The 24,706-nt window shown below is 68.4% G+C and carries 16 protein-coding genes; 7 read left to right on the forward strand and 9 right to left on the reverse strand.

The genetic code is table 11. The annotated features are described in order from the left end of the window. Window positions 1-3: 3 nt before the first annotated feature. Both mutS and AC3WOH_RS27795 read right to left on the reverse strand, forming a co-directional pair. Window positions 4-2,625, reverse strand: a complete 2,622-nt coding sequence (gene mutS, locus AC3WOH_RS27790; RefSeq protein WP_492232541.1) for a DNA mismatch repair protein MutS — start codon at window positions 2,623-2,625, stop codon at window positions 4-6. Between the two features lie 186 nt (window positions 2,626-2,811). Continuing rightward, entirely contained in the window at window positions 2,812-4,974 is a 2,163-nt protein-coding gene (locus AC3WOH_RS27795; RefSeq protein ID WP_492232542.1) for a putative bifunctional diguanylate cyclase/phosphodiesterase, read from the reverse strand. Between the two features lie 175 nt (window positions 4,975-5,149). Between AC3WOH_RS27795 and AC3WOH_RS27800 the strand changes: the two genes are divergently transcribed. Then, on the forward strand, window positions 5,150-6,061 hold the full coding sequence (locus AC3WOH_RS27800) for a glutaminase (protein ID WP_492232543.1): 912 nt from the start codon (window positions 5,150-5,152) through the stop codon (window positions 6,059-6,061). A gap of 31 nt (window positions 6,062-6,092) precedes the next feature. Here the strand turns inward: AC3WOH_RS27800 and AC3WOH_RS27805 are convergent, their stop codons facing one another. Next, window positions 6,093-7,625, reverse strand: coding sequence for a carotenoid oxygenase family protein (locus AC3WOH_RS27805; protein WP_492232544.1), 1,533 nt, complete (start codon window positions 7,623-7,625; stop codon window positions 6,093-6,095). 22 nt (window positions 7,626-7,647) lie between these two features. Beyond that, window positions 7,648-8,109: a DUF2141 domain-containing protein gene (locus AC3WOH_RS27810; RefSeq protein ID WP_492232545.1), complete on the reverse strand. Its 462-nt coding sequence runs from the start codon at window positions 8,107-8,109 to the stop codon at window positions 7,648-7,650. Between the two features lie 361 nt (window positions 8,110-8,470). On the opposite strand from AC3WOH_RS27810, the gene AC3WOH_RS27815 reads away from it, so the two are divergent. Genes AC3WOH_RS27815 through AC3WOH_RS27825 form a run of 3 tightly spaced genes read left to right on the forward strand, consistent with a single transcriptional unit; the run spans window position 8,471 to window position 17,081 of the window. Continuing rightward, window positions 8,471-11,017, forward strand: a complete 2,547-nt coding sequence (locus tag AC3WOH_RS27815) for a putative bifunctional diguanylate cyclase/phosphodiesterase (RefSeq protein ID WP_492232546.1) — start codon at window positions 8,471-8,473, stop codon at window positions 11,015-11,017. 36 nt (window positions 11,018-11,053) lie between these two features. Then, window positions 11,054-15,925, forward strand: a complete 4,872-nt coding sequence (locus AC3WOH_RS27820; RefSeq protein WP_492232555.1) for a PAS domain S-box protein — start codon at window positions 11,054-11,056, stop codon at window positions 15,923-15,925. A gap of 25 nt (window positions 15,926-15,950) precedes the next feature. Then, window positions 15,951-17,081 (forward strand): response regulator, encoded by a 1,131-nt coding sequence (locus AC3WOH_RS27825; protein WP_492232547.1) that lies wholly within the window; start codon window positions 15,951-15,953, stop codon window positions 17,079-17,081. 33 nt (window positions 17,082-17,114) lie between these two features. Here the strand turns inward: AC3WOH_RS27825 and AC3WOH_RS27830 are convergent, their stop codons facing one another. Continuing rightward, the gene (locus AC3WOH_RS27830; RefSeq protein WP_492232556.1) at window positions 17,115-18,053 is read right to left on the reverse strand and encodes an inositol monophosphatase family protein; all 939 of its coding nucleotides are present in this window, start codon (window positions 18,051-18,053) and stop codon (window positions 17,115-17,117) included. 158 nt (window positions 18,054-18,211) lie between these two features. Between AC3WOH_RS27830 and AC3WOH_RS27835 the strand changes: the two genes are divergently transcribed. After that, complete coding sequence (locus AC3WOH_RS27835) at window positions 18,212-18,973, forward strand: RNA methyltransferase (RefSeq protein ID WP_492232548.1); 762 nt, start codon at window positions 18,212-18,214, stop codon at window positions 18,971-18,973. 34 nt (window positions 18,974-19,007) lie between these two features. Continuing rightward, window positions 19,008-19,784, forward strand: coding sequence for a serine O-acetyltransferase (cysE, locus tag AC3WOH_RS27840; RefSeq protein WP_492232557.1), 777 nt, complete (start codon window positions 19,008-19,010; stop codon window positions 19,782-19,784). A gap of 21 nt (window positions 19,785-19,805) precedes the next feature. On the opposite strand, the gene AC3WOH_RS27845 is transcribed toward cysE, so the two are convergent. The 3 genes from AC3WOH_RS27845 to yjgA form a co-directional block, all read right to left on the reverse strand. Then, window positions 19,806-20,702, reverse strand: coding sequence for a hypothetical protein (locus tag AC3WOH_RS27845; RefSeq protein ID WP_492232549.1), 897 nt, complete (start codon window positions 20,700-20,702; stop codon window positions 19,806-19,808). 151 nt (window positions 20,703-20,853) lie between these two features. Next, a complete protein-coding gene (gene mog, locus AC3WOH_RS27850) occupies window positions 20,854-21,468 on the reverse strand; it encodes a molybdopterin adenylyltransferase (protein ID WP_492232550.1) in 615 nt (204 codons plus the stop codon). Next, window positions 21,461-22,123: a ribosome biogenesis factor YjgA gene (gene yjgA / locus AC3WOH_RS27855; protein ID WP_492232551.1), complete on the reverse strand. Its 663-nt coding sequence runs from the start codon at window positions 22,121-22,123 to the stop codon at window positions 21,461-21,463. Before yjgA ends, mog begins: the two co-directional genes overlap by 8 nt. 63 nt (window positions 22,124-22,186) lie before the next feature. Between yjgA and pmbA the strand changes: the two genes are divergently transcribed. Beyond that, window positions 22,187-23,608: a metalloprotease PmbA gene (pmbA, locus tag AC3WOH_RS27860; RefSeq protein ID WP_492232552.1), complete on the forward strand. Its 1,422-nt coding sequence runs from the start codon at window positions 22,187-22,189 to the stop codon at window positions 23,606-23,608. Window positions 23,609-23,631: 23 nt separating this feature from the next. On the opposite strand, the gene AC3WOH_RS27865 is transcribed toward pmbA, so the two are convergent. After that, a complete protein-coding gene (locus tag AC3WOH_RS27865; RefSeq protein WP_492232553.1) occupies window positions 23,632-24,393 on the reverse strand; it encodes an NAD(P)-dependent oxidoreductase in 762 nt (253 codons plus the stop codon). Window positions 24,394-24,706 lie beyond the last annotated feature (313 nt).

Here is a 24,706-nt window from a genome sequence, read left to right on the forward strand (position 1 = left end):
CCATCACCCCACCAGCTTCTTGAGCTGGTAGAGCGCGTCGAGCGCCTCGCGCGGGCTCAGCGCGTCGGGCTGGATGCTGGCCAGCAGGGCCTCGACCGGGCTGGCGCCCGCGCTCTCGGGCATGGCCGGCACCGCGAACAGGTCCACCTGCAGCTCGTCCTCGCCCGCGCGTTCCTCCAGCGCGGCCAGCGCGTGGCGCGCGTGGCTGAGCACCGGGCCGGGCACGCCCGCGAGCTTGGCCACCTGGATGCCGTAGCTGCGGCTCGCGGGGCCGGGCTGTATTTCGTGCAAAAAGACGATGTCGGCCCCCGCCTCGGCTGCGCTCACATGCATGTTGACCGCATGCCTGGCCTTGGCGGGCAGCTCGGTCAGCTCGAAGTAGTGCGTTGCGAACAGCGTGAAGGCGCGTGTCTTGTCGTGCAGGTGCGTGGCGATGCCGCTGGCCAGGGCCAGGCCGTCGAAGGTGCTGGTGCCGCGGCCGATCTCGTCCATCAGCACCAGGCTGTGCGGCGTGGCGGCGTGCAAAATCTGTGCGGCCTCGGTCATCTCCAGCATGAAGGTCGACTGCGCGTTGGCCAGGTCGTCGGCCGCGCCAATGCGGGTGTGGATGGCATCAATGGGTCCCAGGCGGCAGGCGCTGGCCGGCACATGGCTGCCCATGCTGGCCAGGAGCACGATGAGCGCCACCTGGCGCATGTAGGTCGACTTGCCGCCCATGTTGGGGCCGGTGATGACCTGCATGCGCGTGTTGGCGTTGAGCCGCGTGTGGTTGGCGATGAAGCTGCCGGCCGAGATCTCGGCCAGGCGCGCTTCCACCACGGGGTGGCGGCCGTCCTCGATCTCGATGCAGGGCTCGGCCACGAACTGCGGCGCGCACCAGTTCAGCGTGAGCGAACGCTCGGCCAGCGTGCACAGCACGTCCAGGGCGGCCAGTGCCTGGGCCAGGCGGGTGAGGGCGGGCACATGGGGCTGCAACTGGTCCAGCACCTGCTCGTACAGCCATTTCTCGCGCGCCAGCGCGCGCTCGCTGGCCGACAGGGCCTTGTCTTCGAAGGTCTTGAGCTCGGGCGTGATGAAGCGCTCGGCGTTCTTCAGCGTCTGGCGGCGGCGGTAGTCGTCGGGCACCTTGTCCAGGTTGCTGCTGGTCACTTCGATATAGAAGCCATGCACCTTGTTGAACTGCACGCGCAGGTTGGCGATGCCGGTGCGCGCCTTCTCGCGCGTTTCCAGGTCGAGCAGGAAGGCGTCGCAGTTGGTCTGGATGGCGCGCAGCTCGTCGAGCTCGCTGTCGAAGCCCGTGGCGATCACGCCGCCGTCACGCACCAGCGCGGCAGGTTCTTCGGTGATGGCGCGCAGCAGCAGCTCGGGGCAGTCCACCGGCGGGTGCAGCTGGCCGAAGATCTCCGCCAGGTAGGGCTCGGCCGCCTGGCCGGCCTGCGCCAGCAAGGCCGCCTTGTGCAGCGTCTTGCACAGGGCCACGAGTTCGCGCGGGCGTACCTGGCGCAGGGCGATGCGCGCGGTGATGCGCTCCACATCGCTCACGCCCTTGAGTTCGCCGCGCAGCGTGGCCCAGGGGCCGCTGCCGCCGCCCGCGCCCGCCGCACCGCGCAGCGCAGCGGTGGCGGCCAGGCGCCGGCGCGCGGCCGTGCGCTCGCGCGGGGGCTCCAGCAGCCAGGTCTTGAGCAGGCGGCTGCCCATGCCGGTCATGCAGGTGTCCAGCAGCGAGAACAGCGTGGGCGCGTCCTCGCCGCGCAGCGTGCGCGTGATCTCGAGGTTGCGCCGCGTGCTGGCGGGCAGGTCGATCAGGTCGTCACCGCGCTGCACCTGCACGCTGTGCACGTGGGTCAAAGTGCGGCCCTGGGTGTGTTCGGCATAGGCCAGCAGGCCGGCGGCGGCGGCATGGGCCTGCGCCAGGTCCTGCGCGCCCCAGGCCTGCAGGCTGGCCGCGCCCAGGTGCTCGAGCAGCTTGCGCTCGCCCAGCGTGGCGTCGAACTGCCAGTCCGGCCGCGGGCCCATGGGGCAGGTGAAGGCGCCGCCCTGGCGCAGCACCTGCAGCTGCTGCTCGAAGCGCTCGGTCACGCCGGCGCTGTAGATCACCTCGCTGGGCGCCACGCGCGCCAGCCAGGTGCCGACCTCGTCCTGCGTGCATTCGGCCAGGTAGACCCGGCCCTGGGTCACGCTCAGCCAGGCCAGGCCGCAGCGCGCGCGCGGGCCCTGGTGCACGGCCAGCAGCAGGGATTCGGCCTTGTCCGAGAGCAGCTCGCTGTCGGTCAGCGTGCCCGGGGTGACCACGCGCACCACCTTGCGTTCCACCGGTCCCTTGGCCGTGGCCACGTCGCCCACCTGCTCGCAGATGGCGACCGACTCGCCCATCTTGATGAGCCGGCCCAGGTAGTTCTCCAGCGCATGGAAGGGCACGCCGGCCATGATGACGGGCTGGCCGCCGGACTGGCCGCGCTGGGTCAGCGTGATATCCAAAAGGCGCGCGGCCTTCTCCGCATCGGCATAGAACAGCTCGTAGAAGTCGCCCATGCGGTAGAAGACGAGCGTGTCCGGGTGCGCAGCCTTCAGGGTGAAGTACTGCTGAATCATCGGCGTATGCGAGGAAAGATCCACTTTGTCCATTGAAATCAACAACTTATAAATTTTTCGGCGGCCGGGTGGCGGCACATGCGGGGGCGGCCCCGGGCGCGCAGACGCTGCCGGATGCGTTCAGGCGCCGGAGGGGGATTCTCCATCCATCCGCCGACCATAAACCAAACACCAGGGGGATTTGCGCAGCCGCAGCGCTTGCCGGGCCGGGCGGGCGCCTCAAAGCGGGGACAGTGCCCCCACCACCGAGGGCGTGAAGTCCGCCGCGCCCTCGGGCTTGGCGCCGTGGGCCCAGGCGAGCAGGGCTGCGGGCAGCAGGGGCCGGGCAAACAGAAAGCCCTGCAGCTCATCGCAGTCCATGGCCAGCAGGATGTCGCGCTGGAGCACCGTCTCCACGCCCTCGGCCACCACGCGCAGGCCCAGGGCATGGGCCAGGCCCACCACGGCGGCGACCACGGCGCGCGCATTGGCGCTGTGCTCCAGGTCGCTCACGAAGCTGCGGTCGATCTTGAGTTGCTGGGCCGGCAACTGGCTCAGGTAGCGCAGGCTGGAATAGCCGGTGCCGAAGTCGTCGATGGACAGGAACACACCGATCGCGCCCAGCCCCTCGAAGGTGCGCTGCACGGCCTTGATGTCTTCCATGGCCACGGTCTCCGTGATCTCGCACAGCAGCTGGGTGGCGTCCAGGCCATGCTCTTGCAGGGTCTGGCCGATGCGGTCGACCAGGCCCTTGTCGCGCAGCTGGTGTGGCGACAGGTTGACCGACACGCGCATGCGCAGGCCATCGCGTCCCCATTCGGCAATCTGGCGGCAGGCCTCGTCGATGACCCACTGGCCCAGCTTGCCGATCAGGCCGATCCGCTCGGCAAGGGGAATGAACACCAGCGGGCTGACCAGGCCATGGCGCGGGTGGTTCCAGCGCAGCAGGGCCTCGACACCGCTGATCTGGCCGCGCCGGCCATCGATCTTGGGCTGGTAGTGCAGGGACAACTGCCCGCGCTCCAGCGCGTGGCGCAGCTCGTTCTGCAGTTCCAGCTGTTCGGACACGTCGGACACCATGTGCGGCTCGAACAGCGCATAGCAGCTGCCACCCGCCCGCTTGGCGGCATACATCGCGGCATCTGCGTTGGCCACGATCTTGTGGCGCTCGCCGGGGCCGGGGTGCACCACGATGCCGATGGAGCATGAGATCTCGATCCGCCGCCCCGATGCCTCGAAGGGCTGCGACAGCGATGCCAGCACCCGCCGGGCCACGGCGATGCAGGCCTCGTCGTCAGCCACATCGTTGAGCAGGATAAGGAACTCGTCGCCGCCCACCCGGGCCACGGTGTCGCAATCGCGTGCCTCGTCGCGCAGCCGCGAGGCCGCCTTGCGGATCACCACGTCGCCCACGGCATGGCCGAACGAGTCGTTGATGGGCTTGAAACCGTCCAGGTCCACGAACAGCACGGCCATGCGTTCGACCACGCCCTCGTGGTTGCTGCGCTCCAGCCGCCGCGTGGCTTGGGCCAGGCGGTCCTCGAACAGCAGGCGGTTGGGCAGGCCCGTCAGCGGATCGGCAAAGGCCCGCTGCTGCAGCTCCTCGTTCGCTGCCTGCAGGCGGGCATTGCTCTCGTGCATGGAGTGCGCGGCGCGGCGCGCGGCGCGCTGCAACCGGGCATCGAGGATGGAGGTGAGCAGGGTGACCACGAGCAGGCCGCCGGCGATCATCGCCACCGCCGTCTGCAGGCCAGGGCCGCTCAGTTCGTCGGCCGTGAGGCAGACCGAGCCTACCGCGAAACTGGCGGCCGCCATGCCCAGGTAGTGGGTGCCGCAGATCCCCAGGGCAAAGACGAACGAGGCTGCGAGCTGGTAGCCGGTGCGCCGGGGCCGCTCGACCTGGCGCAGCGAGCGAAAAATGAGCAGAGCCAGGGCCGACGCGAGAAAGGACACCAGCACCGACAGCGCCACCCGCGGCACATCCCAGGTGATGCCGGGCGACATGCCCATGGCGGCCATGCCCAGGTAGTGCATGGCGATGATGCCCCCGCCCATGGCCACCGCACCGAGCAGGATGCGCGGGTTGTCGAGCCGCTTGCGGCTGGCCAGCTCCAGCGCCACGCCGGACGCGGCCACCGCCGCCACCCAGGACACGAAGGTCAGCCCCTGGGAGAAGCCGATGGGAATGGGCAGCTCCAGCGCCTGCATGCCCATGAAGTGCATGGCCCAGATGCCCGTGCCCATGACCAGCGAGCCCGCGGCCCACCAGGCCAGGCCGATGCCGCGCTGCGAGGTGCGCACGCGCCGGGCCATGTCGAAGCTCACGTACGAGGCGAACACGGCCATGGCCAGCGAACCCGCCACCAGAAAGAGGTTGTAGCTCAAAGGCATGAACGCTGTCATGTGGAACTTCCGATCCTGGCCGCACAGCGTACCTGCGCTGCAAGGAAACAACCGTGAGGAATTGCAAATCCGGCCATCATCCACCGCCTGCACGGCGAACGCTGTAGGCCAACTGCCCGAAGCCGCATTGCATTGGCGGCGCCCGGGCACCTGCCGGCGGGCCCACAATCACGCCATGCAGTTCCAGCCCATTCTTGAAGACATTGTCGAGACCGTGCGCCCCTTGCTGGGCGCGCAGGGCCAGGTGGCCCGCTACATACCGGCACTGGCGCGGGTGCCGGCCGCCCAGTTCGGCATCGCGCTGCGCACCTGCGATGGCCAGGAGGCGCAGGCCGGCGACAGCGCCACGCCGTTCTCGATACAGAGCATTTCCAAGCTCTTTGCCCTGACCCTGGGCATGCAGGCGCTGGGCGACATGCTCTGGGAGCGCATAGGCCGCGAGCCCTCGGGCAACCCCTTCAATTCCCTGGTGCAGCTCGAAGCCGAGCAGGGCACCCCGCGCAATCCCTTCATCAATGCCGGGGCGATTGCCGTGACGGATCGCCTGGTCAGCCAGGGCGATGCCAAGGCCGCCATGCTGGCGCTGCTGTCCAGCCTGTGCAACGAGCCGGTGCATTTCGACGAGGAGGTGGCCGCCTCCGAAGCCGCCACGGGCTTTCGCAACATTGCGCTGGGCAATTTCATGAAGAGCTTCGGCAAGATCGACAACGATGTGTCGGCGGTGCTGGACGCCTACTTTCACCACTGCGCCGTGCGCATGAGCTGCCTGCAGCTGGCCCGCGCCACCGGCTACCTCTGCCGCGACGGCCGCCACCCCTTCAGCGGCGAGCCGCTGTTGACCGAGCGGCAGACGCGCCGCATCAATGCCCTGATGCTCACCTGCGGCACCTACGATGCGGCCGGCGAGTTCGCGTTCCGCATCGGCCTGCCCTGCAAGAGCGGGGTGGGGGGCGGCATCGTGGCGGTGGTCCCCGACCGGCTGAGCCTGTGCGTATGGTCGCCCGCGCTGGATGCCACCGGGAACTCGCTCCTGGGCATGCGGGCGCTGGAGCTGTTCACCGCCCGTACCGGGATGTCGGTGTTCTAGACCCGCCGCATGCTGCCGGCCGGGGCCACCGTCAGGCCGGGATGAAAGTGCCGTGAAAGCCCAGCGGCAGCGGCCGGTCCATGCTGCCCTGGGCCACCGGGCCCTGGGCCAACCGGCGCGCGTCGAACACCGACAGCAGTGTGCGCTGGCTGCGCAGGTCCAGCGCCGAACCCACCAGCCAGCCTTCGCCCTCCTTGCTGCCTGCGCGGCGCGCGGGGATGAACACGTGCTCCTCGACCATCACGTCGGCGCCGTAGCGGTAGCGGTCGATCTTGCCGCTTTCCAGGTGGAGCCGCGCCACGCAGTCGAAGCCCGGGCGGTCCGACACGGCCACCCGTTCGGCCATGAAGAGCGCCGTGTGCCGGCGGCCGATGAAGCGCTGGTCGATGCGCGGGAACTCGGCATGGTGCGGCAGCAGCGTCTGCCGGGCGCGGCCGCTGCGCGTGTCGAGCTCCACCAGGGCCACGGCGTGCGCGGGCTCGCCGCTGAACTCGCCGCGCATCAGGGCGCGAAAGCCCTGGGCCACGCCCGAGGCATCTACCGTGCGCACATAGTCGAGGTGGATGACACCGTGCCTGTCTTCCCAGGCATTGCCGGTATGGAACAGGAAGCCGGCGGGCAGCTCCATCCATTGCGGCTGGTCGAGCCGGTCCTTGTGCAGCACCAGCGCCCGCATGCCCAGCTCCGGCTTCCAGACATGGCTGTCCATGAAGGTGCTGCCCGCATGGGCCCGCTCCCGGTCGAAGATGAGCGGGGGCAGCAGGAACACCAGGTGCTGCTCGGTCATCGCGAAGTCGTGCACCATGGCGATGTCGGGCACCTTGAGCGTGGCCGTGCGCACCTGTCCCCGGGCCGAGACCTGGTAGATCGACAGCAGGCCATGGCTGCTGCTCACGCCGAAATTCCACAGGCTGCCGTCGGCGCCGATCTTGGGGTGGGCCGAAAACGGCATGCCCGCGTGCTCGGGCGTCCAGGTCTTGAGGGTTCCGGTTTCCAGGGTGCCGGCATCGAACCGCGTGGCCGAGCCGCCCTCCCACAGGGCCAGGGTCTCACCGGCATGGTGCACCACGCTGGTGTTGGCCACGTTGCCGGCATCGGCCGTCGGCATGGGGCTGGCCCCGGCCACTTCGGTGCCGAAGCTGTGCAGCAGGCGGCGGCCGGCCGCGTTCTCGGCCAGGAACTTCTCCGTGCGCAGAAAGCGGCCCTGGTGGTGCAGGCCCTGGTCGCTGAAACGGTACTGCTGGATCATCCCGTCGCCATCGAACCAGTGCTGGTAGCGCACCTCGCCCAAGGTGTGCTGCGCGGGGCCGTTGCGCAGCAGGGTGCCGCGCAGGTCCTTGGGCAACTGGCCGCGCAGGCGCATCGCCACGGGGGGCAAGTCGTTCTGCAGGCCTTCGAAACCCAGGGTCCAGGGCGCGCGGCTGCGCTGCTGGTTGAAGGCGTTCAGTGTGGACCCGGCTTCGGGTGTGCCCGCGTGGGCGGTTGACGGCAGCAAGGGCAGGGCGCCCAGCGCGCTGCCGGCGCTTCCCAGGGCCAGGGATTGGCAAAAGAGGCGGCGGTCCATGGTGCGTGCTCCTCCTGCCTGCTCAGCGCAGCTGGATGGTGATCGTGGTGTCGCTCTGCAGCTCGACGACCGCATCCTGGAAGCGGGGCGGGCCCATGTTGCCCTGGGCGTCGCGGCTGAAGCCGGTGCGCTCCTGGGGGATGCCGACCAGGTTGGTGTCGAGCTTGCCGTTGCCGTTCTCGTCCTGGTAGAGCGACAGCGCATAGCTGCCGGCGGGCAGGTCGCGCAGCACCATCACAGCCTTGTCGCCCGACACCGGCGCCATGCCGCTTTGCACGGCCTTGCTGAACTGCAGCCAGCTGTCGGCCGAGCCGTACACGGCACCGAGCACGGGGCCTTTGTCGGCCTTGGTGTTCTTCACCTCCACGGTGAGGTCCAGGGCATGGGCCTGGCCCAGGGCCAGGCAGGCACCGGCCAGCGCCAGGGCGCGTGCCGTGCGGGCAGAAAGAAAAGGGGCGGCCGAAGGGGGATGGGCCATGCTCATGTCAGTTCTCCAGGGTGGGTGGAGACACCGCGTCTCCAGTGCCCGCACTCTAGAAACGCCCTGGCGGCGGCGCCATCGGCGTGCGACGAAGCGGCGCCCGGGCGGCGCGAAACGGGGCAGGGAAGTCGCCGATGGCGCCCTCCGAGGACTGGTGGTGCGCTGCAGCGCCAGCACTCCGAAAGAAATAAGCGCGCCATGGCGGTAGAACGTGGGAACATGCGTTCGTGCGCTACCGGGGTTTCCCTGCCCAAATGGGTGATTCCGGTTTGTTACGTTTTGACATACTTTGCGGTGTACATTGGTGGCTGCTGCCGCCATGAGAATGTGGGGCCCATCGTTTGCGAGAGGTTTCAGAGCGACTGTGATTTCTGCCGAACTCCTGACCGATCTGTTTGCGGGTGCCAGCGAAGACTTCGTGGAGTCTTCGGCGCAGGCGCGCCTGCAGGCCCTGCTCGATGCCGTGCCCGTGGCACTGATGGAATTTCGCCCCCATGAGGGGCGGCTGCTGCTGCGCGCGGCCAATGCCGCTGCCCGGCGCATGCCGGGCCTGGGGGGCGTGCGGGCCAGTGGCGCCGATGCGGTCGATGTGTTCGACCTGCTGGCGGGCACCAAACTCGTGGAGCAGTTGCACACCGTGGCGCGCACCGGCGTGCCCCTCGAATGCCGCCAGGTGGCGCGTGAGCCGGGGCGGCTGCTGGTGGCCTGGGACCTGTCGGCACGCCGGCTCGACAACGGCTCCATCGTCGTCTCGGTGCGCGATGCGAGCGAGGCCGAGAGCCTGCGCGCGGCGCTGGCTGCGTCCGAACATGCGCTGCAGGACGTGCGCCGGGAGCTGCGTGAGCAGACCGATGTCTTCAACACCATGGAAAGCCTGGCACAGACCGGCCACTGGCGGCGCATCGAGGACCCGGGCGAGACGGTGCTGCTGTGGTCCCCCGGCCTGTGCGACATCGCCGGCGTGGAACGGCAGGAGTGGATGAGCCCTGAGCGCGCCGTCAGCGGCATCCTGGCCGAAGACCGCCATGTGTTCGAGACCGCGCGCGAACGCGGCACCGGCGCCGATGTCGAGTACCGCTGGAAGCGGCCGGACGGCGAGATCCGCTGGATGCGCTCGCGCGTGCGCCGCCTCACGGCCAAGGACGGCATGCGCGTGGACATGGGCGTGGTGCAGGATGTGACCGACGAGCGCCGCGCCGCCGAGCAGCTGCGCGAGCAACTGCTGTTCATCCAGCGCATTGCCAGCCGCATCCCGGGCTTCATCTACCAGTACCGCCTGCACCAGGATGGCATCACCAGCGTGCAGTACATCAGCGATGCGGTGCGCGACTTCATGGGCGTGGAGCCGCACGAGGTGACGGCCGACCATGGTGTGCTCTCCAACTGGGTGATGGCCGAGGACGTGCCGGCGCTGCAGCGCTCGGCCCTGCAGTCGGTGCGCAAGCTCGTGCCCTGGCAGTGCGAGTACCGGGTGCGCATGCCCGACGGCAGCATCCGCTGGCACATGACGAATGCGATTCCGCACCGCGAGGCCGATGGCTCGGTGATCTCCCATGGCTTCACCATGGACATCACCGACCGCAAGCGCGCAGAGCAGGAGATTGAACGCCTGGCGTTCTACGACGCGCTCACGGGCCTGCCCAACCGGCGCCTGCTGCTCGACCGCCTGCAGCGCTCCATCGCCGCCTGCCAGCGCAGCAAGAACCTGGGGGCGCTGCTGTTCATCGACCTCGACAACTTCAAGGACCTCAACGACACCCTGGGCCACGACATGGGCGACCAGCTGCTCTCCCAGGTGGCCACCCGCCTGGTGGGCAGCGTGCGCGAAGCCGACACCGTGGCGCGCTTTGGCGGCGACGAATTCGTCGTCATGCTGGACAACCTGAACCCCGAACTGCAGGACGCCGCCGCCCAGGCCGAAACCGTCGCAGAAAAACTCCTGGCCAGCCTGAACCAGCCCTTCGCCCTCGGGGGCCAACAGCACTACAGCACCCCCAGCATCGGCATCACCCTGTTCGGCGACGAACGCCTGTCGGTGGACGAACTCCTCAAGCGCGCCGACCTCGCCATGTACCAGGCCAAGGCCGCCGGGCGCAACACCCAGCGCTTCTTCGACCCGGACATGCAGGCCGCCGTCAACGCCCGCTCCAACCTGGAAGCCGACCTGCGCCAGGGCCTGGCGAGAAACGAACTGCTCGTGCACTACCAGCCCTTGGTCGACCACCAGGCGCGCCTCGTAGGCGCCGAAGCCCTGGTGCGCTGGCGCCACCCCCAGCGCGGCATGATCAGCCCGGGCGACTTCATCCCGCTGGCCGAACAGACAGGCCTCATCCTGCCGCTGGGCCAGACCGTGCTGGAGACCGCCTGCAGACAACTGCAGCGCTGGGGCCAGGACGCGGCCACCGCCCACCTGTCCATCTCGGTGAACGTCAGCGCGCGCCAGTTCAGGCAGCCCGGCTTCGTGGCCGAAGTGCTGGACACCCTCAAAGCCCACCGGGCAGAACCCCAGCGGCTCAAGCTGGAGCTGACCGAAAGCCTGCTGCTGGGGGACATCGAAGACACCATCGTGCGCATGGAACAGCTCAAGGCCCAGGGGGTGGGGTTCGCGCTGGACGACTTTGGCACCGGGTACTCCTCCTTGAGCTACTTGAAGCGGCTGCCGCTGGACCAGATCAAGATCGACCAGAGCTTCGTGCGGGACGTGCTGAGCGACCCCAACGACGCGGCGATCGTGCGCACGATATTGGCGCTGGCCAAGAGCCTGGATTTGCAGGTGGTGGCCGAGGGGGTGGAGACGACGGGGCAACTGGGGTTCTTGCGGCTGCATGGCTGCGAGGGCTTCCAGGGCTATCTGTTTGGCAGGCCTGTGCCGGTGGAGGAACTCGATGCAATGCTGGACCCGACGCGCTGATCCATGGACGGGTCTCCCGGCCACGGGGGGCTGTGCATGGCACCGGTGACGAGGAACGACAAGGAAGGCCGCTTTCTCGAGCGCGTGCTCGAACGCGATCCCGCCTGGACGCGGGGCCTGGTGCTGGTGCTGGCCTTGTCATTGCTCGGGGCCTGGCTGGTCGTGCAGGCCGTGGTCTACTGGCGCGGCCAGGAGCGTGCGGTGGAGCGCACGCGCATCGTGCAGCAGGCGGCCGATGCGCTGATCACCCAGACCACCGGGGGCGGCCTGATCGGCGCGGTCTCGCTCATGGGCCTGAGCGAGCCCCAGCTCAAGGACATGGCGCGCGGCTACACGCCGCCGGATGACCCGGGCTCGCTGGCGCGGCTGGCGGTGGCGCGCGGGCGCTTCCTGATCAGCGGCGTGTACGTGATGTCGGCCGATGGCACCGTGGTCGCGCACGAGACGGCGGGCGAGCGCGCGACGGGCTCGAACCTGGGCTTTCGCCCCTATTTCCAGCAGGCCATGAAGGGCGCCATCAGCGTCTATGCGGCCATCGGCGTGAACAGCCAGGAGCGCGGCCTGTACTACGCGGCCCCGCTGTACGAGACCGATTCGCCCACCAGCACCATCATCGGCGTGGTGATGTTCAAGGTGGGCTTCGAGGTGGTCGATGCGCTGCTGGCGAGCACCGGCATCCCGGCCCTGCTGATGTCGCCCCAGGGCGTGGCGTTCTCGTCCACCCGGCCCGAATGGCAGTTCGCCGTGGCGCCACCGCTCACGCAGGCGCGCATCGACGCGATCCGCGCGTCGCGCCAGTTCGGGCGCCATTTCGAGAACGGCGTCGCCTCGGCACTGCCGTTTGCGCCCGATGCCGGCGAGGTGCTGCTCAACGGGGTGGCCTATGCGGTGGCGAGCCGCGGCATCGAATGGAACGACCCCGGCGGCCAGTGGCAGCTGGTGGTGCTCGACGATGTCAGCACCCTGGTGCCGGCCCTGCTGCGCTGGCAGGTCGGCGGCGCTGCGTTTGTGCTGCTGGCCCTGCTCGGGCTGCTGCTGCTGGACCTGCTGCGCAGCCGTGCGCGCATGGCTGCGGCGCTGGAGCGTTTCCGGGTGCTGGGCGCTGCGCTGGAGAGCAGCCCCGTGGCCGTGGTCATCACCGATGGGGAAGGCCGCATCGACTGGGTGAACCCCCAGTACGAGCGCAACACCGGCTATGCGCTGGACGAGGTGCGCGGCAAGAAGCCGTCCATCGTCGCCACCGACCAGACGCCGCCCCAGACCTACAAGGACATGTGGGCCACGCTGCTGTCGGGCCGCTCCTGGCGCGGCAGTTTCGTGAACCGGCGCCGCGACGCGAGCATCTACCACGACGAGGCCACGCTGTCGCCCGTGTTCGACGGGCGCGGCAAGCGCATCGCCATCGTGGGGCTGCACGAAGACGTCTCCGAGCGCATGCGCGCGCAGTCCGAGCTGGAGCGGCGCGAGCGCCTGCTCAACGAACTGCTGGAGCAGCAGACGGCCATCTTCGACAATGCGCCCCCCATCCTGCTGGTCTGCGAGGGGCAGTTCCGCCAGTTCAACCCGGCGTTCGTGGAGCTCATGCGCGGCACGGCCTCGCAGTTGCTGGGCGGCGAGGTGGCTGCGCTGTTTGGCGACCAGGCGCAGTCGGACAGCTTCACGGCGCTGATCGCGCAGCGGCTCGCCTCGGGCCAGGCGCTGCGCGAGCGCGCCACGCTGCGCCGCCTGGATGGCAGCAGCTTCGAGGCCCGGCTGGCGGGGCGCAGCATCAACATGGAGGGCTACCGCTCGGCTTCGATCTGGGTCATCGAGGACGTGACCGAGGCGCGCAAGGGCGAGATCGCCATCCAGCAGGCCAACGAGCGGCTGGAAATCGCCCAGGAGGCCGGCAAGGTGGGTGTGTTCGACATCGATCTGCTGGCCGATACCGTGGTCTGGTCGGACAAGCTGGTGTCCATGCTGGGCCTGCCCGCGGGCACCCAGCCCACGGGTTTGGGCTTCTGGCTCGAGCGCCTGCACCCGGACGACCGCGAGGAGGCCAGCGCGCATTTCCGGGCCAGCCTGGAGGGGGACGATACCGATCTGCGCAATTCCTGGCGCATCGTGCGCCCCGATGGCGAGGTACGCTGGTTCCTGCTGGCCGCGCGCATCCTGCGCGATGGTGCGGGGCGCGCGGTGCGTGTGGTGGGCGTGAGCGTGGACATCCAGGACCAAAAGCAGCTCGAAGAGCAGGTGGAGGAGCAACTGGGCTTCCAGCAGGCGCTGATCGATGCGATTCCCGTGCCCCTGTTCTACAAGGGGGCGGATGGGCGCTACATCGGCTTCAACCGCGCCTACGAGCAGGCCTTCGGCGTGCGCCGCAGCGACCTGGTGGGCAAGACGGTGCTCGACCTGGACTTTTTGCCGGCCGAGCAGCGCACGCGCTTCCAGGGCGACAACCTGCAGGCGATGAACGGGCTGGATTCGGTGCACCGCGAGGTGGACATGCCCTATGCCGACGGGAAGGTGCACCACACCCTGTTCTGGCTGCACGCCTTCGCGCGCGCCGACGGCTCGCCCGGCGGCGCCATCGGCACCTTCGTGGACATCACCGACCGCCGGCGCGCCGAGGAAGACCTGCGCCGCGCCAAGGAGCTGGCCGAGGAGTCCACTGCGCTCAAGTCCAACTTCCTGGCCAACATGAGCCATGAGATCCGCACGCCGATGAACGCCATCATCGGCATGTCGCACCTGGCGCTCAAGTCGGGGCTGAACGCGCGCCAGCACGACTACGTGAGCAAGATCCAGCAGGCCGGGCAGCACCTCTTGGGCGTGATCAACGACATCCTCGATTTCTCCAAGATCGAGGCCGGCAAGCTCATGGTGGAAAAGCAGCCCTTCGTGCTCGACCGCATGCTCGAGAGCGTGACCGATGTGGTGGGCTACAAGGCCGGCGCCAAGGGGCTGGAGCTGGTGTGCGATGTGGCCGCCAACGTGCCGCCCAACCTGGTGGGCGATTCGCTGCGCCTGGGCCAGATCCTCATCAACTTTGCCAACAACGCGATCAAGTTCACCGACCAGGGCGAGATCAGCATCGCCGTGCGCCTGCTCGAGGAGAGCGAGACGCGCGTGAGCCTGCGCTTCGAGGTGCGCGACACGGGCATCGGCCTCACGACCGAGCAGATGGGGCGCCTGTTCGAGAGCTTCCAGCAGGCGGACACCTCGACCACGCGCCGCTACGGCGGCACCGGCCTGGGCCTGGCCATCTGCAAGAGCCTGGCCGAGCTGATGGGCGGCGAGGTCGGGGTGATCAGCGATTTCGGCCATGGCTCGACCTTCTGGGTCAGCCTGCCGCTGGAGCGCGGCGCGCCGGCCCGGGCGGTGCTGCCGCCAGCGGACCTGGTGGGGCGCAAGGTGCTGGTGGTGGACGACAACCACACGGCGGCCACCGTGCTGTCGGACATGCTGCAGGCCATGGGCTTCGAGGTGGAGCAGGCCTACTCGGGCCTGCAGGCGCTGGAGATCCTGCGCGAGGCCATGGCGCGCAACCGCTACTTCGGCCTGCTGCTGCTCGACTGGCACATGCCGGGCATGGACGGCGTGGAGCTTGCGGGCCACATCCGCAGCCTGGGCATGCCCCAGGTGCCGCAGATGCTCATGGTCACAGCCTACGGGCGCGAGGACGTGATGCGCGCGGCGCGCGCGCAGGGCATTGAGACGGTGCTGATCAAGCCCGTGAACGCCTCGCTGCTGCTCGAGACGCTGATGCAGCCCCTGGAGCATTCCCTGCCCGCACTGCAACGCCAGTATGTGCCGCCGCCCGTGGCCGACGAGCTGCCGCTGGCCATCCGCGGAGCGCGGGTGCTGCTGGTGGAGGACAACGAGCTCAACCAGATGGTGGCCGTGGAGCTGCTGCGCGACGCGGGCTTCGACGTGGACGTGGCCGGCAACGGGCTGGAGGCCATCCGCCGGCTGCAGGACGACAGCTACGACCTCGTGCTGATGGACATGCAGATGCCGGTGATGGATGGCGAGACCGCCACTCGGCAGCTGCGCGCCGACCCGCGCTTTGCGCGCCTGCCCATCGTGGCCATGACGGCCAATGCCATGGACGCCGACCGCCAGCGCTGCTTCGAAGCCGGCATGAACGACCATGTGGCCAAGCCCATCGACCCGGCAGCGCTGTGGAAAGCCCTGGCGCGCTGGATACAGCCGCGCCCCGGGCTGGGCGTGCCCCAGGGCCTGCCGCCGCCGCTGCCGTTGCGCAACGGTGCTGCCGTGCCGCCCAGCCCCCCCAGGCCTGTGGCCTGGCCCCTGGTGGCCGGGCTGGACACGGCGCTGGGGCTGCAGCGGGCCCTGAACAAGCCCGCCCTGTATGGCGACATGCTGCGCCGCTTCGCCCAGGGGCAGGCGGGAGTGGTGCGGGAGATCGGGGCTGCACTCGACGCGGGCGATGTGGGCCTGGCCGAGCGCCTGGCGCACACGCTGCGCTCGGTGGCGGCCAACATTGGTGCCCAGCCTGTGGCCGACCGTGCCTACCAGCTGGAGGATCTGCTGCGCAAGGGGCCGCAGCGCCAGGAGACCACCGCCCCCCTGCTGGCGGCACTGGGCATGGTGCTGGAGCCCCTGATCGAGGTGCTGGCGCAGTGGTCTGCCAGCGCTCCGGGCCCGGTCGATGCCGACGGCATGGTGCCGACCAAAGCCCCGGCGGAACTGCTGCACCAGCTGCGCACGCTGCTGTTGCAGGACGACCCGGCAGCCGCCGAGTTTTTGCAACACAATGCCAGTGTGCTGGAGGGATTCCTGGACCCGGTGTTCAAGGCGGTGGATGTGCACATTCGGAACTTTGATTTCGAACAGGCGCTGGATACCATCGCCACTGTGGTACCCGGGCCGCCATCCTCGCCGGATTCCGCCATCGCCCCCTGAATGCTCCCCTTCCGCAGGAAAGCCCATGGACAACGCGCCCTTCGCCTCTCAGCAGCCGACCCTTGTGGACAAGCCGATTGCCACGGTACTGGTGGTGGACGATACGCCCGACAACCTCACACTGATGGGCAGCCTGCTGCGCGAGCACTACCTGGTCAAGGTGGCCAACCACGGGGAGAAGGCGCTCAAGATCGCCCAGTCGGGCACGCCGCCCGACCTCATCCTGCTGGACATCATGATGCCCGAGGTGGATGGCTACGAGGTCTGCCGGCGCCTGAAGGCGCAGCCCTCCACGCGCGACATCCCGGTGATCTTCCTCACGGCCCGCTCCGACCCCGATGACGAGCGCATGGGCCTGGCGCTGGGCGCGGTGGACTACATTACCAAGCCCATCAGCCCACCCATTTTGCTGGCGCGCGTGAACACCCACCTGGCGCTCAAGGCCACGGCCGACTTCCTGCGCGACAAGAGCTCCTACCTGGAGCGCGAGGTGGCCCTGCGCACGCTGGAGGTGCAGGCCATCCAGGACGTGACCATCATGGCCATGACCTCGCTGGCCGAAACCCGCGACAACGAGACCGGCAACCACATCCGCCGCACGCAGCTGTACGTGAAGACGCTGGCCGAGCGCCTGCGCCACCACCCGCGCTTCGAGCATGTGCTCAACGACCGCATGATCGATCTGCTCTACAAGTCGGCACCGCTGCACGACATCGGCAAGATCGGCATCCCGGACAGCATCCTGCTCAAGCCCGGCAAGCTCACGGTGGAGGAGTTCGAGGTCATGAAGACCCACACCACGCTGGGCCGCGCGGCCATCGAGGATGCCGAAAAGCGCCTGGGCATGCGCGTGGCGTTTTTGAGCGTGTCCAAGGAGATCGCCTACAGCCACCAGGAGAAATGGGACGGTTCGGGCTATCCCGAGGGCCTGGCGGGCGACGCGATCCCGGTCTCGGCCCGGCTCATGGCCGTGGCCGATGTGTACGACGCGCTGATCAGCAAACGCGTCTACAAGCCCGCCTTCTCGCACGACCAGGCCTGCAGCACCATCGTGCGCGGCCGGGGTTCGCACTTCGACCCGGACATGGTCGATGCCTTCGTGGAGGTGGCCGAAGACTTCCGCGCCATCGCGCAAAAGTACCCTGATCCGGCATGAGGGCAGGGCGGCGGAACGCCGCCCTGCAATCCATCAGAGCGGAGCGCTCTCGTCCTTGTCGGCGCTTTCCTGCGCCGCGCCGGCATCGCCTTCGGGAGTTGCATCGGCAGAGTCCGCACCCTCGGTCGCCGTTGCCTGGCGCACGGCGGCCTTGTCGCCGGCACCGGCGAACTTGCTGTACTTGCCCAGGATGGGCACCAGCTGGCCATAGATGCGGGGGGCGCCGGCCAGGCATTCGCGCTGTTCCAGGAACTCGGCTTCGCCCGTGAAGTTGCCCACCAGGCCGCCGGCCTCGGTCACCAGCAGCGAGCCAGCGGCAACGTCCCAGATGGACAGGCCGGTTTCGAAGAAACCTTCGGTGAAGCCCGCGGCCACATAGGCCAGGTCGAGCGCGGCGGAGCCCGGGCGGCGCAGGCCAGCAGTGCGCTGCATCACCTCGGCCATCATGAGCATGTAGGCCTTGAAGTTGTCGCCGGAGCGGAAGGGAAAGCCCGTGGAGATCAGGCTGTCCTTGAGCTGGGTGCGCTTGCTCACGCGGATGCGGCGCTCGTTCATGTAGGCGCCGCGGCCCTTGGTGGCCGTGAACAGGTCGTTGCGCGTGGGGTCGTAGATGACGGCTTGCTCGATCTTGCCCTTGACGGACAGGGCGATGCTCACGCAGTAGACCGGAAAGCCGTGGATGAAGTTGGTGGTGCCGTCCAGCGGGTCGATGATCCAGACGAATTCCGAATCCTTGGCGCCGTACTGGGTGCCCGATTCCTCGGCCAGGATGCCGTGGCCGGGGTAGGCGCCCAGCAGCGTGTCGATCACGGCCTTCTCGGCCGCGTGGTCCACCTCGGTCACAAAGTCGTTCACCTGCTTTTGCGAAATGCGCACGGCCTCCACATCAAGGGCCGCGCGGTTGATGATGGCGCCGGCGGCGCGTGCGGCCTTGATGGCCACGTTGAGCATGGGGTGCAGGTTGGACGACATAAATTGTGGTTTCAAGCAGTGCGCCAGCAGGGGGCGCCTTGCGAAAGAGGAGCGTGGAACACCGCCCGGCGATGCGGGCGGCGACAATAGGGCGCTGATTTTACCTGTTTTGCCGCTTTTTGTCCCATTTGGGGGCACATCCGGCCCCTTGCCATTCCATGAAGACCCGTTTCGTCCTGATCAACACCAGCCATGCCGGCAATGTGGGCGCCGCCGCGCGCGCCCTGAAGACCATGGGCTTCGACGAGCTCGTGCTGGTTGCGCCGCGCTGGGCCAATGTGCTGCGGCGCGAGGAGACCATCCAGCGTGCCAGCGGCGCCCTCGATGTGCTGGACAAGGCGCGCATCGTGGCCACGCTGGACGAGGCGCTCGACGGCATGAGCCACCTGTGCGCCACGGCCATGACGCCCAGGGACTTCGGGCCGCCCACCCGTTCGCCGCGCGAGCACTTTGCGCAGCTGACCGCACCGAGGGCGGCCGACGCTCCGGTGGAGTCGGGCGTGGCCTTTCTGTTCGGCTCGGAACGCTTCGGCATGGCCAACGAGGATGTCTACCGCTGCCATGTGGCGCTCTCCATCCCCACCAACCCGGGTTTTGGCTCGCTGAACCTGGGCGCGGCCATCCAGGTGGTCGCCTACGACTGGCGCATGGCCCTCGGTGGCTTTGGCGGCTTTGGTGCCCCGCCGCAGCCCCCTGCCGCGCCGGAGCGCGAGCTGGCCGATGCAGCCCAGGTGGCCGGCATGCTCGCTCACTGGGAGCGGGCGCTGGTGGACATCGGTTTCCTCGATCCCGGGGCGCCCAAGAAGCTCATGCCGCGCCTGAACCAGCTTTTCAACCGCGCGCAACTGGGGCCCGAGGAAATCCACATCCTGCGTGGTGTCGCAAAAGCCATGATCGAAACGGCGCAGGCAAAGCGCTAGACTGCATTTCCATATTCCAAAAACAACCATGGCCATGTTTGCACGCCTGCGCTCCGACATCCAGTGCATCCTCGATCGCGATCCCGCTGCACGCAGCACCTGGGAGGTGATCACCTGCTACCCCGGCCTGCACGCCATCTGGCTGCACCGGCCCGCGCACTGGTGCTGGAACCACGGCTTCAAGTGGCTGGGCCGCTTCATCTCGCACATTGCACGCTGGGCCACGGGCATCGAGATCCACCCGGGCGCCAAGATCGGCGAGCGCGTGTTCTTCGACCACGCCATGGGCGTGGTGGTGGGCGAGACGGCCGAGATCGGCGATGGCTGCACCATCTACCAGGGCGTGACCCTGGGCGGCACCTCGCTCTACAAGGGCGCCAAGCGCCACCCGACCTTGGGCAAGGACGTGGTGGTGAGCGCGGGTGCCAAGGTGCTGGGCGGTTTCGAGGTCGGTGATGGTGCCAAGATCGGCAGCAATGCCGTGGTCATCAAGCCCGTGCCCGCAGGGGCCACGGCCGTGGGCATCCCGGCGCGCATCATTCCCTCGAAGGCGGGCCAGAGTGCCGACGTGACCGAGCCGCAGTCGCGCAAGTTCACGGCCTACGGCATCACGCAGGAGGACGACCCCCTGTCCCAGGCCATGCGCGGCCTGATCGACAACGCCTCCTCGCAGGAGCACCAGATCGCGCTCCTGTGGCAGGCCATCGAGAAGCTCTCCACCGTGCAGGCCACCAAGGACTGCGTGCCCTGCGACGCAGCGCTCAAAGAGCAGTTCGAGGCCGGCAAGCTCAACGAGCTGGTCGGCAAATAGGCGCCCAGCCCGCTGCCGGACCTACTGCTTGAGGAAGCGGCTGTAGACCGCGCGGGTCTCGGGCTCGAAGTGGCGCCCCGCCGTCTGCGCCGACAGCTCCGAGGTTTCCTGCCAGCCAAAGAAGATGATGGCGTCGTAGCTGTCCGAGATCTGCAGCTCCGTCTGCATGTAGTCGCGGAACGCCTGCCGGTCCCAGCCCGGGTCGCGGAAGGCCTGGGCGATGTACCAGGTTTCGACGCGGGGCTGCGCGGCCCGGGCGAGTGCCGGCAAGCTGCGCGACCAATCGTGCAGTGCGGGGATGGTGGCCTTGTCACCCATCCAGTACGAAGTGGTGCCCACCCAGTCCACCTGGGCGATGGCGGCCCGGATGAAGGGCGCGATCTTGGGATTGCCGAAGGTGGCATGCGGACTGAAGGAGATGCCCAGTTTGGCGGTGGGCAGCTTCTGGCGCACCAGCGCGATGCCGCGCTGCAGGTCGTCGAGCTGCGCCTGGTACTCCGCAGGGTTGTCTTCCAGCCGGGCCGCGCCGAGGTACATCTCGTCGATCAGGTAGACGCGCACGCCGGGCACCAACAGGTCGCTGTTTTGCGCGATGTAGCTGTCCAGCCGTGCCGCGGCGTTTTCCACCAGGCGGATCTGGCCGCGCTCGCGGGTCGGGAACAGGAACAGGAAGTCCAGCAGGTTGGTCTTGCCCGCCTTCTGGATGGCGCGCGAGGTATCGAGTTCGCTCGAATAGCCGCCATAACCGGCGTTGGAGACGATGTCGGCGTTGGCCACATGCGCTGGCGCGCCGAAGATCTCGCCCACCAGGCGGGGCTGGGGTGAAGGTGGTGGGCCGTCGCTGCTGCCGCCACCGCCACCGCCGCAGGCGGTGAGCAGGGCGACGAGGCTGAGCTTGAGAAGAAGCCGTTTCTCCATTGGTTCGTCGGTGCAAGTGGATGTAGCTGGCAGTCTAGGACCTGCCCCCGCCTCTTCTGTGTGACCGGGCGCACCGGCACCGTTCAAGAACCGCTTTGTCGGTTGCCAAATGCGACCCGGCCCGACCCGCCCCGATGGCGCAGGCCGTGTTTCAGCGGCTGGCGCGCACCGCGCTCTTGGGCCGGAAGGCCTTGCAGACCTCGTCGCGGGTTTCGAGGTAGGGCCCGCCAATCAGGTCGATGCAGTAGGGCACGGCGGCAAAGATGCCGGGCACGAGCTGGCTGCCATCGGCCGCGCGCAGGCCTTCCAGTGTCTCGGCGATCGCCTTGGGCTGGCCGGGCAGGTTGATGATGAGGCTCTGGCCGCGCACCACCGCCACCTGGCGCGAAAGAATCGCCGTGGGCACGAACTTCAGGCTGATCTGGCGCATCTGCTCGCCAAAGCCCGGCATTTCCTTGTGCGCGATGGCCAGCGTGGCCTCGGGCGTCACGTCGCGCAGGGCCGGGCCCGTGCCGCCCGTGGTCAGCACCAGGTTGCAGCCGGCCGTGTCCACCAGCTCGACGAGGGTGGCGCTGATGCCGGCCTGTTCATCGGGGATCAGGCGCGCCTCGAAGCGGATCGGGTTGTGCAGGGCGCGCGTGAGCCAGTCCTGCAGGGCCGGCAGGCCCTTGTCTTCGTACACGCCGCTGCTGGCGCGGTCGCTGATGGAGACGATGCCGATGCGCACCGGCTCGTGCGGGGTTGCCAGGGCTGCGGCTTCAGTCATCGCCGTCCTCACCCTCGGATTCATGCTCTTCGCCTGCAGGGGCGCCTCCCTGGTGCTCGCGCACCAGCTGGAACAGTTCGCGGTAGGCGCGGCCCTTGCGCGGTGCCAGGCCCTGCGATTCAGCTGCCTTGTCGGCAGGGGGCGTGTCCTTGCGCGCCTGGCGGATCAGGGCGCGCAGTTGCTGGATATCGGTGCCGGGGTGCTCGGCCAGCCAGGCGTCCAGGGCCTCGTCGTCGGCAATCAGCCGGTCGCGCCAGTGCTCGGCCAGGTGCAGGGCGAGTTTTTCGTCGGCCGAACCCTTGCGCTGCTCGTCGAGTGCCAGGCGGGCGGCGTCCACCAGCTCGGGCTCGAGCTTGCGCATGAGCTTGCCCACGTACTGCATCTGGCGGCGCTTGCCTTCGAAATTGGTGATGCGCTTGGCCTCGGCCAGCGCATCGGCGAGCTTGTCGGGCATGTTCAGCTTGTCGAACAGGTCGCTGCGCAGGGTCAGCAATTCCTTGCCCAGGTCCTGCAGGGCGTCGCTTTCACGCTTGAGATCGGTTCGGCTCGCATCGGGCGTGCCTTTGAGTTCGGCTTTGAGCTGAAGGTCCAGTTCGCTGCCTTCGGCAACGAAATGGCCCTTCACAAAGTAGCCTTTTTTGGGTTTGCGTGACATGGGTGGGGACAAATGGGAAGTGGCGCAGCGCGCGCCACAGCGGCAAGTATCATAGCTGCCGCTATGAAAAAACCCTCCAAACACGCCCTGGGCGCCCCGGCAGCCACCCCTTCGAGCACTCCCGACAGCGGCTTCAGCTACAGCCGCCCGTTCTTTGAGGAACTGGTGGACCGTGCCCTGGCCCATGCCAAGAAGCTGGGCGCGACCGACGTCGGTGCCGAAGCCTCGGAAGGCTGCGGCCTGTCGGTCAGCGTGCGCAAGGGCGAGCTCGAGACCGTGGAGCGCAACCGCGACAAGTCGCTCGGTATCACCGTCTACATCGGCAACCGCCGCGGCAATGCCAGCACCTCGGATTTCTCCAGCAAGGCCATCGAGCAGACGGCCCAGGCCGCCTACGACATCGCGCGCTTTACGGCCGAGGACCCGATGGCCGGCCTGCCCGATGCCGATGACATCGCACCCACGGACACGCACCGCGACCTGGACCTGTTCCACCCCTGGTCCATCGACAGCGAGCAGGCCGCGAAGATGGCGATGGAGTGCGAGGCTGCAGCGCTGAAGACCAGCCGCCGCATCACCAACAGCGAGGGCGCCGGCGTATCGGCCCAGCAAAGCCATTTCTTCAGTGCCCATACGCGCGGCTTTCGCGGTGGCTATGCCTCGTCGCGCCACAGCTTCTCGGTGGCGCCCATCGCCTCGCTGCCCGGTCGCAACGCCGAGATGCAGCGCGACATGTGGTACAGCTCCATGCGCGATGCGGCCGAGCTGGCCTCGCCCGCGGCCGTGGGCCGCTATGCCGCCGAGCGCGCCTTGTCGCGCCTGGGCAGCCGCAAGATCCCCACGGTCGAGTGCCCCGTGCTGTTCGAGTCCACGCTGGCCTCGGGCCTGCTCGGCGGCTTCGTGCAGGCCGTGAGCGGCGGTGCGCTCTACCGCAAGAGCACCTTCCTGCTGGATTCGCTGGGCAAACGCGTGTTCCCCAAGCACATCGACATCGCAGAAGACCCTTTCATCCTGGGCGGCAAGGGCAGCTCGCCGTTCGACGACGAGGGCGTGCGCGTGGCGCCGCGCAAGGTGGTCGATGGCGGCCGGGTGGAGGGCTACTTCCTGTCCACCTACTCGGCGCGCAAGCTGGGCATGAAGACCACGGGCAATGCCGGCGGCTCGCACAACCTGACCCTGAGCTCGCGCCTGACCCGCGCAGGCGATGACCTCGACGCCATGCTGCAGAAGCTGGGCACAGGCCTGTTCGTGATCGAGCTCATGGGCCAGGGCGTGAACTACGTGACCGGCGACTACTCGCGCGGCGCGAGCGGCTTCTGGGTCGAGAAGGGCCGTATCGCCTACCCGGTGCACGAGATCACCATCGCCGGCAACTTGAAGGACATGCTGCTGGGCATCGAGGCGGTCGGGGCCGACACCTACAACTACGGCGCCAAGACGGTGGGGTCGCTGCTGGTCAATCGCATGAAGGTGGCGGGCAGCTGATCTTCGTTGCGGTCGCTGCCTGCTCAGGCCGCTGTGGCAGGCTGGGCGGCCCAGGTATCCTTCTTGCCGCGCATGCCTTCGGGCAGTGCCAGGCCCACGCGGTGGCGTGACATTGCATCGGCGGGCTCCAGGTGCGCGAGCATCAGCGCCGCGGCGTTCGCGTAAGGCACGATCATCTGCGGAATCCTGGACGCGAACACCAGCAGCAGCAGCGGGGCCGGCAGCGCGCGCGCCAGGCCGGGTATCTGCACGGGCAGCTGTTCCGTCGAGACCCGCATGCGGCCCTGGCCGAGGGCGGGCTGTTCCACCATGGGCCCGGGGCACAGCATGCGCCAGTCCAGCGGCGATGCGCAGATGCGCTCGTAGTTCTTGCCGTGCGGCCAGTAGGTGTCGCGCACCTTGGGCAGGGCCACGCCCTTGCGGCCGGTGTTGCCGATGTCCAGCGCCGCAGCGCCACCCAGGAACCAGCAGACGGGCCGCTCCATGGCGGGCAGCGATTCGACCGCTTCGACAATGTGCCCCACCAGGTCCACGAACACCTGACCTTCGGTGACCATGCCTGCGCAATTGATGAGCGCGTCGTGGCCACGCACGATGTTTGCCAGCTCGCTGATCGGGATCTGGCCGAGATCGGCCTGGTGCACGGTGATCAGGGAGCGGGTTTCTGCGGGCAGCTTGGCGGGGGTGCGCACGAGCACGGAGACCTGGTGGCCGGCGGCGACGGCCTGTTCGAGCACATGGCGGCCGAGGGAGCCGGTGGCGCCGAGGATGAGGATGCGTTTCATGGGGTCTGGATGGATGGGTTGGTGTGGGGGCTTCAAGAGCCTGGGCGCGATCATTCCATGCAGGCCTTTGGATGTCACCGCCCCGAGCTGTGACGCATTGGCAAGGCGGTGAATTTGTTCACGGCTCGGGTTGCATTTGTTGCCGTGGCCGCCGGTGCGTGTTGGGGCGCCAATGCCTGGTTCGTGATGGATTTCACAGGTCGTTTGCCGTGGTTGCGGCGTGCCTTTGCCAAGGTCGGGAGCCGGGATGTGCGCCCGGCGGCGCAGTAACTTTCTCTTGGGCCGCCAAGAGAAAGTCACCAAAGAGAAGGCG

The sequence above is a fragment of the Acidovorax sp. FW305-C-20-28 genome (assembly GCF_058783375.1).

Excerpts from the sequence above, each read along its gene's own strand:
- mutS (WP_492232541.1), bottom strand. The coding sequence starts at position 2,625 with ATGGACAAAGTGGATCTTTCCTCGCATACGCCGATGATTCAGCAGTAC.
- AC3WOH_RS27795 (WP_492232542.1), bottom strand. The coding sequence starts at position 4,974 with ATGACAGCGTTCATGCCTTTGAGCTACAACCTCTTTCTGGTGGCGGGT.
- AC3WOH_RS27800 (WP_492232543.1), top strand. The coding sequence starts at position 5,150 with ATGCAGTTCCAGCCCATTCTTGAAGACATTGTCGAGACCGTGCGCCCC.
- AC3WOH_RS27805 (WP_492232544.1), bottom strand. The coding sequence starts at position 7,625 with ATGGACCGCCGCCTCTTTTGCCAATCCCTGGCCCTGGGAAGCGCCGGC.
- AC3WOH_RS27810 (WP_492232545.1), bottom strand. The coding sequence starts at position 8,109 with ATGAGCATGGCCCATCCCCCTTCGGCCGCCCCTTTTCTTTCTGCCCGC.
- AC3WOH_RS27820 (WP_492232555.1), top strand. The coding sequence starts at position 11,054 with ATGGCACCGGTGACGAGGAACGACAAGGAAGGCCGCTTTCTCGAGCGC.
- AC3WOH_RS27825 (WP_492232547.1), top strand. The coding sequence starts at position 15,951 with ATGGACAACGCGCCCTTCGCCTCTCAGCAGCCGACCCTTGTGGACAAG.
- AC3WOH_RS27830 (WP_492232556.1), bottom strand. The coding sequence starts at position 18,053 with ATGTCGTCCAACCTGCACCCCATGCTCAACGTGGCCATCAAGGCCGCA.
- AC3WOH_RS27835 (WP_492232548.1), top strand. The coding sequence starts at position 18,212 with ATGAAGACCCGTTTCGTCCTGATCAACACCAGCCATGCCGGCAATGTG.
- cysE (WP_492232557.1), top strand. The coding sequence starts at position 19,008 with ATGTTTGCACGCCTGCGCTCCGACATCCAGTGCATCCTCGATCGCGAT.
- AC3WOH_RS27845 (WP_492232549.1), bottom strand. The coding sequence starts at position 20,702 with ATGGAGAAACGGCTTCTTCTCAAGCTCAGCCTCGTCGCCCTGCTCACC.
- mog (WP_492232550.1), bottom strand. The coding sequence starts at position 21,468 with ATGACTGAAGCCGCAGCCCTGGCAACCCCGCACGAGCCGGTGCGCATC.
- yjgA (WP_492232551.1), bottom strand. The coding sequence starts at position 22,123 with ATGTCACGCAAACCCAAAAAAGGCTACTTTGTGAAGGGCCATTTCGTT.
- pmbA (WP_492232552.1), top strand. The coding sequence starts at position 22,187 with ATGAAAAAACCCTCCAAACACGCCCTGGGCGCCCCGGCAGCCACCCCT.
- AC3WOH_RS27865 (WP_492232553.1), bottom strand. The coding sequence starts at position 24,393 with ATGAAACGCATCCTCATCCTCGGCGCCACCGGCTCCCTCGGCCGCCAT.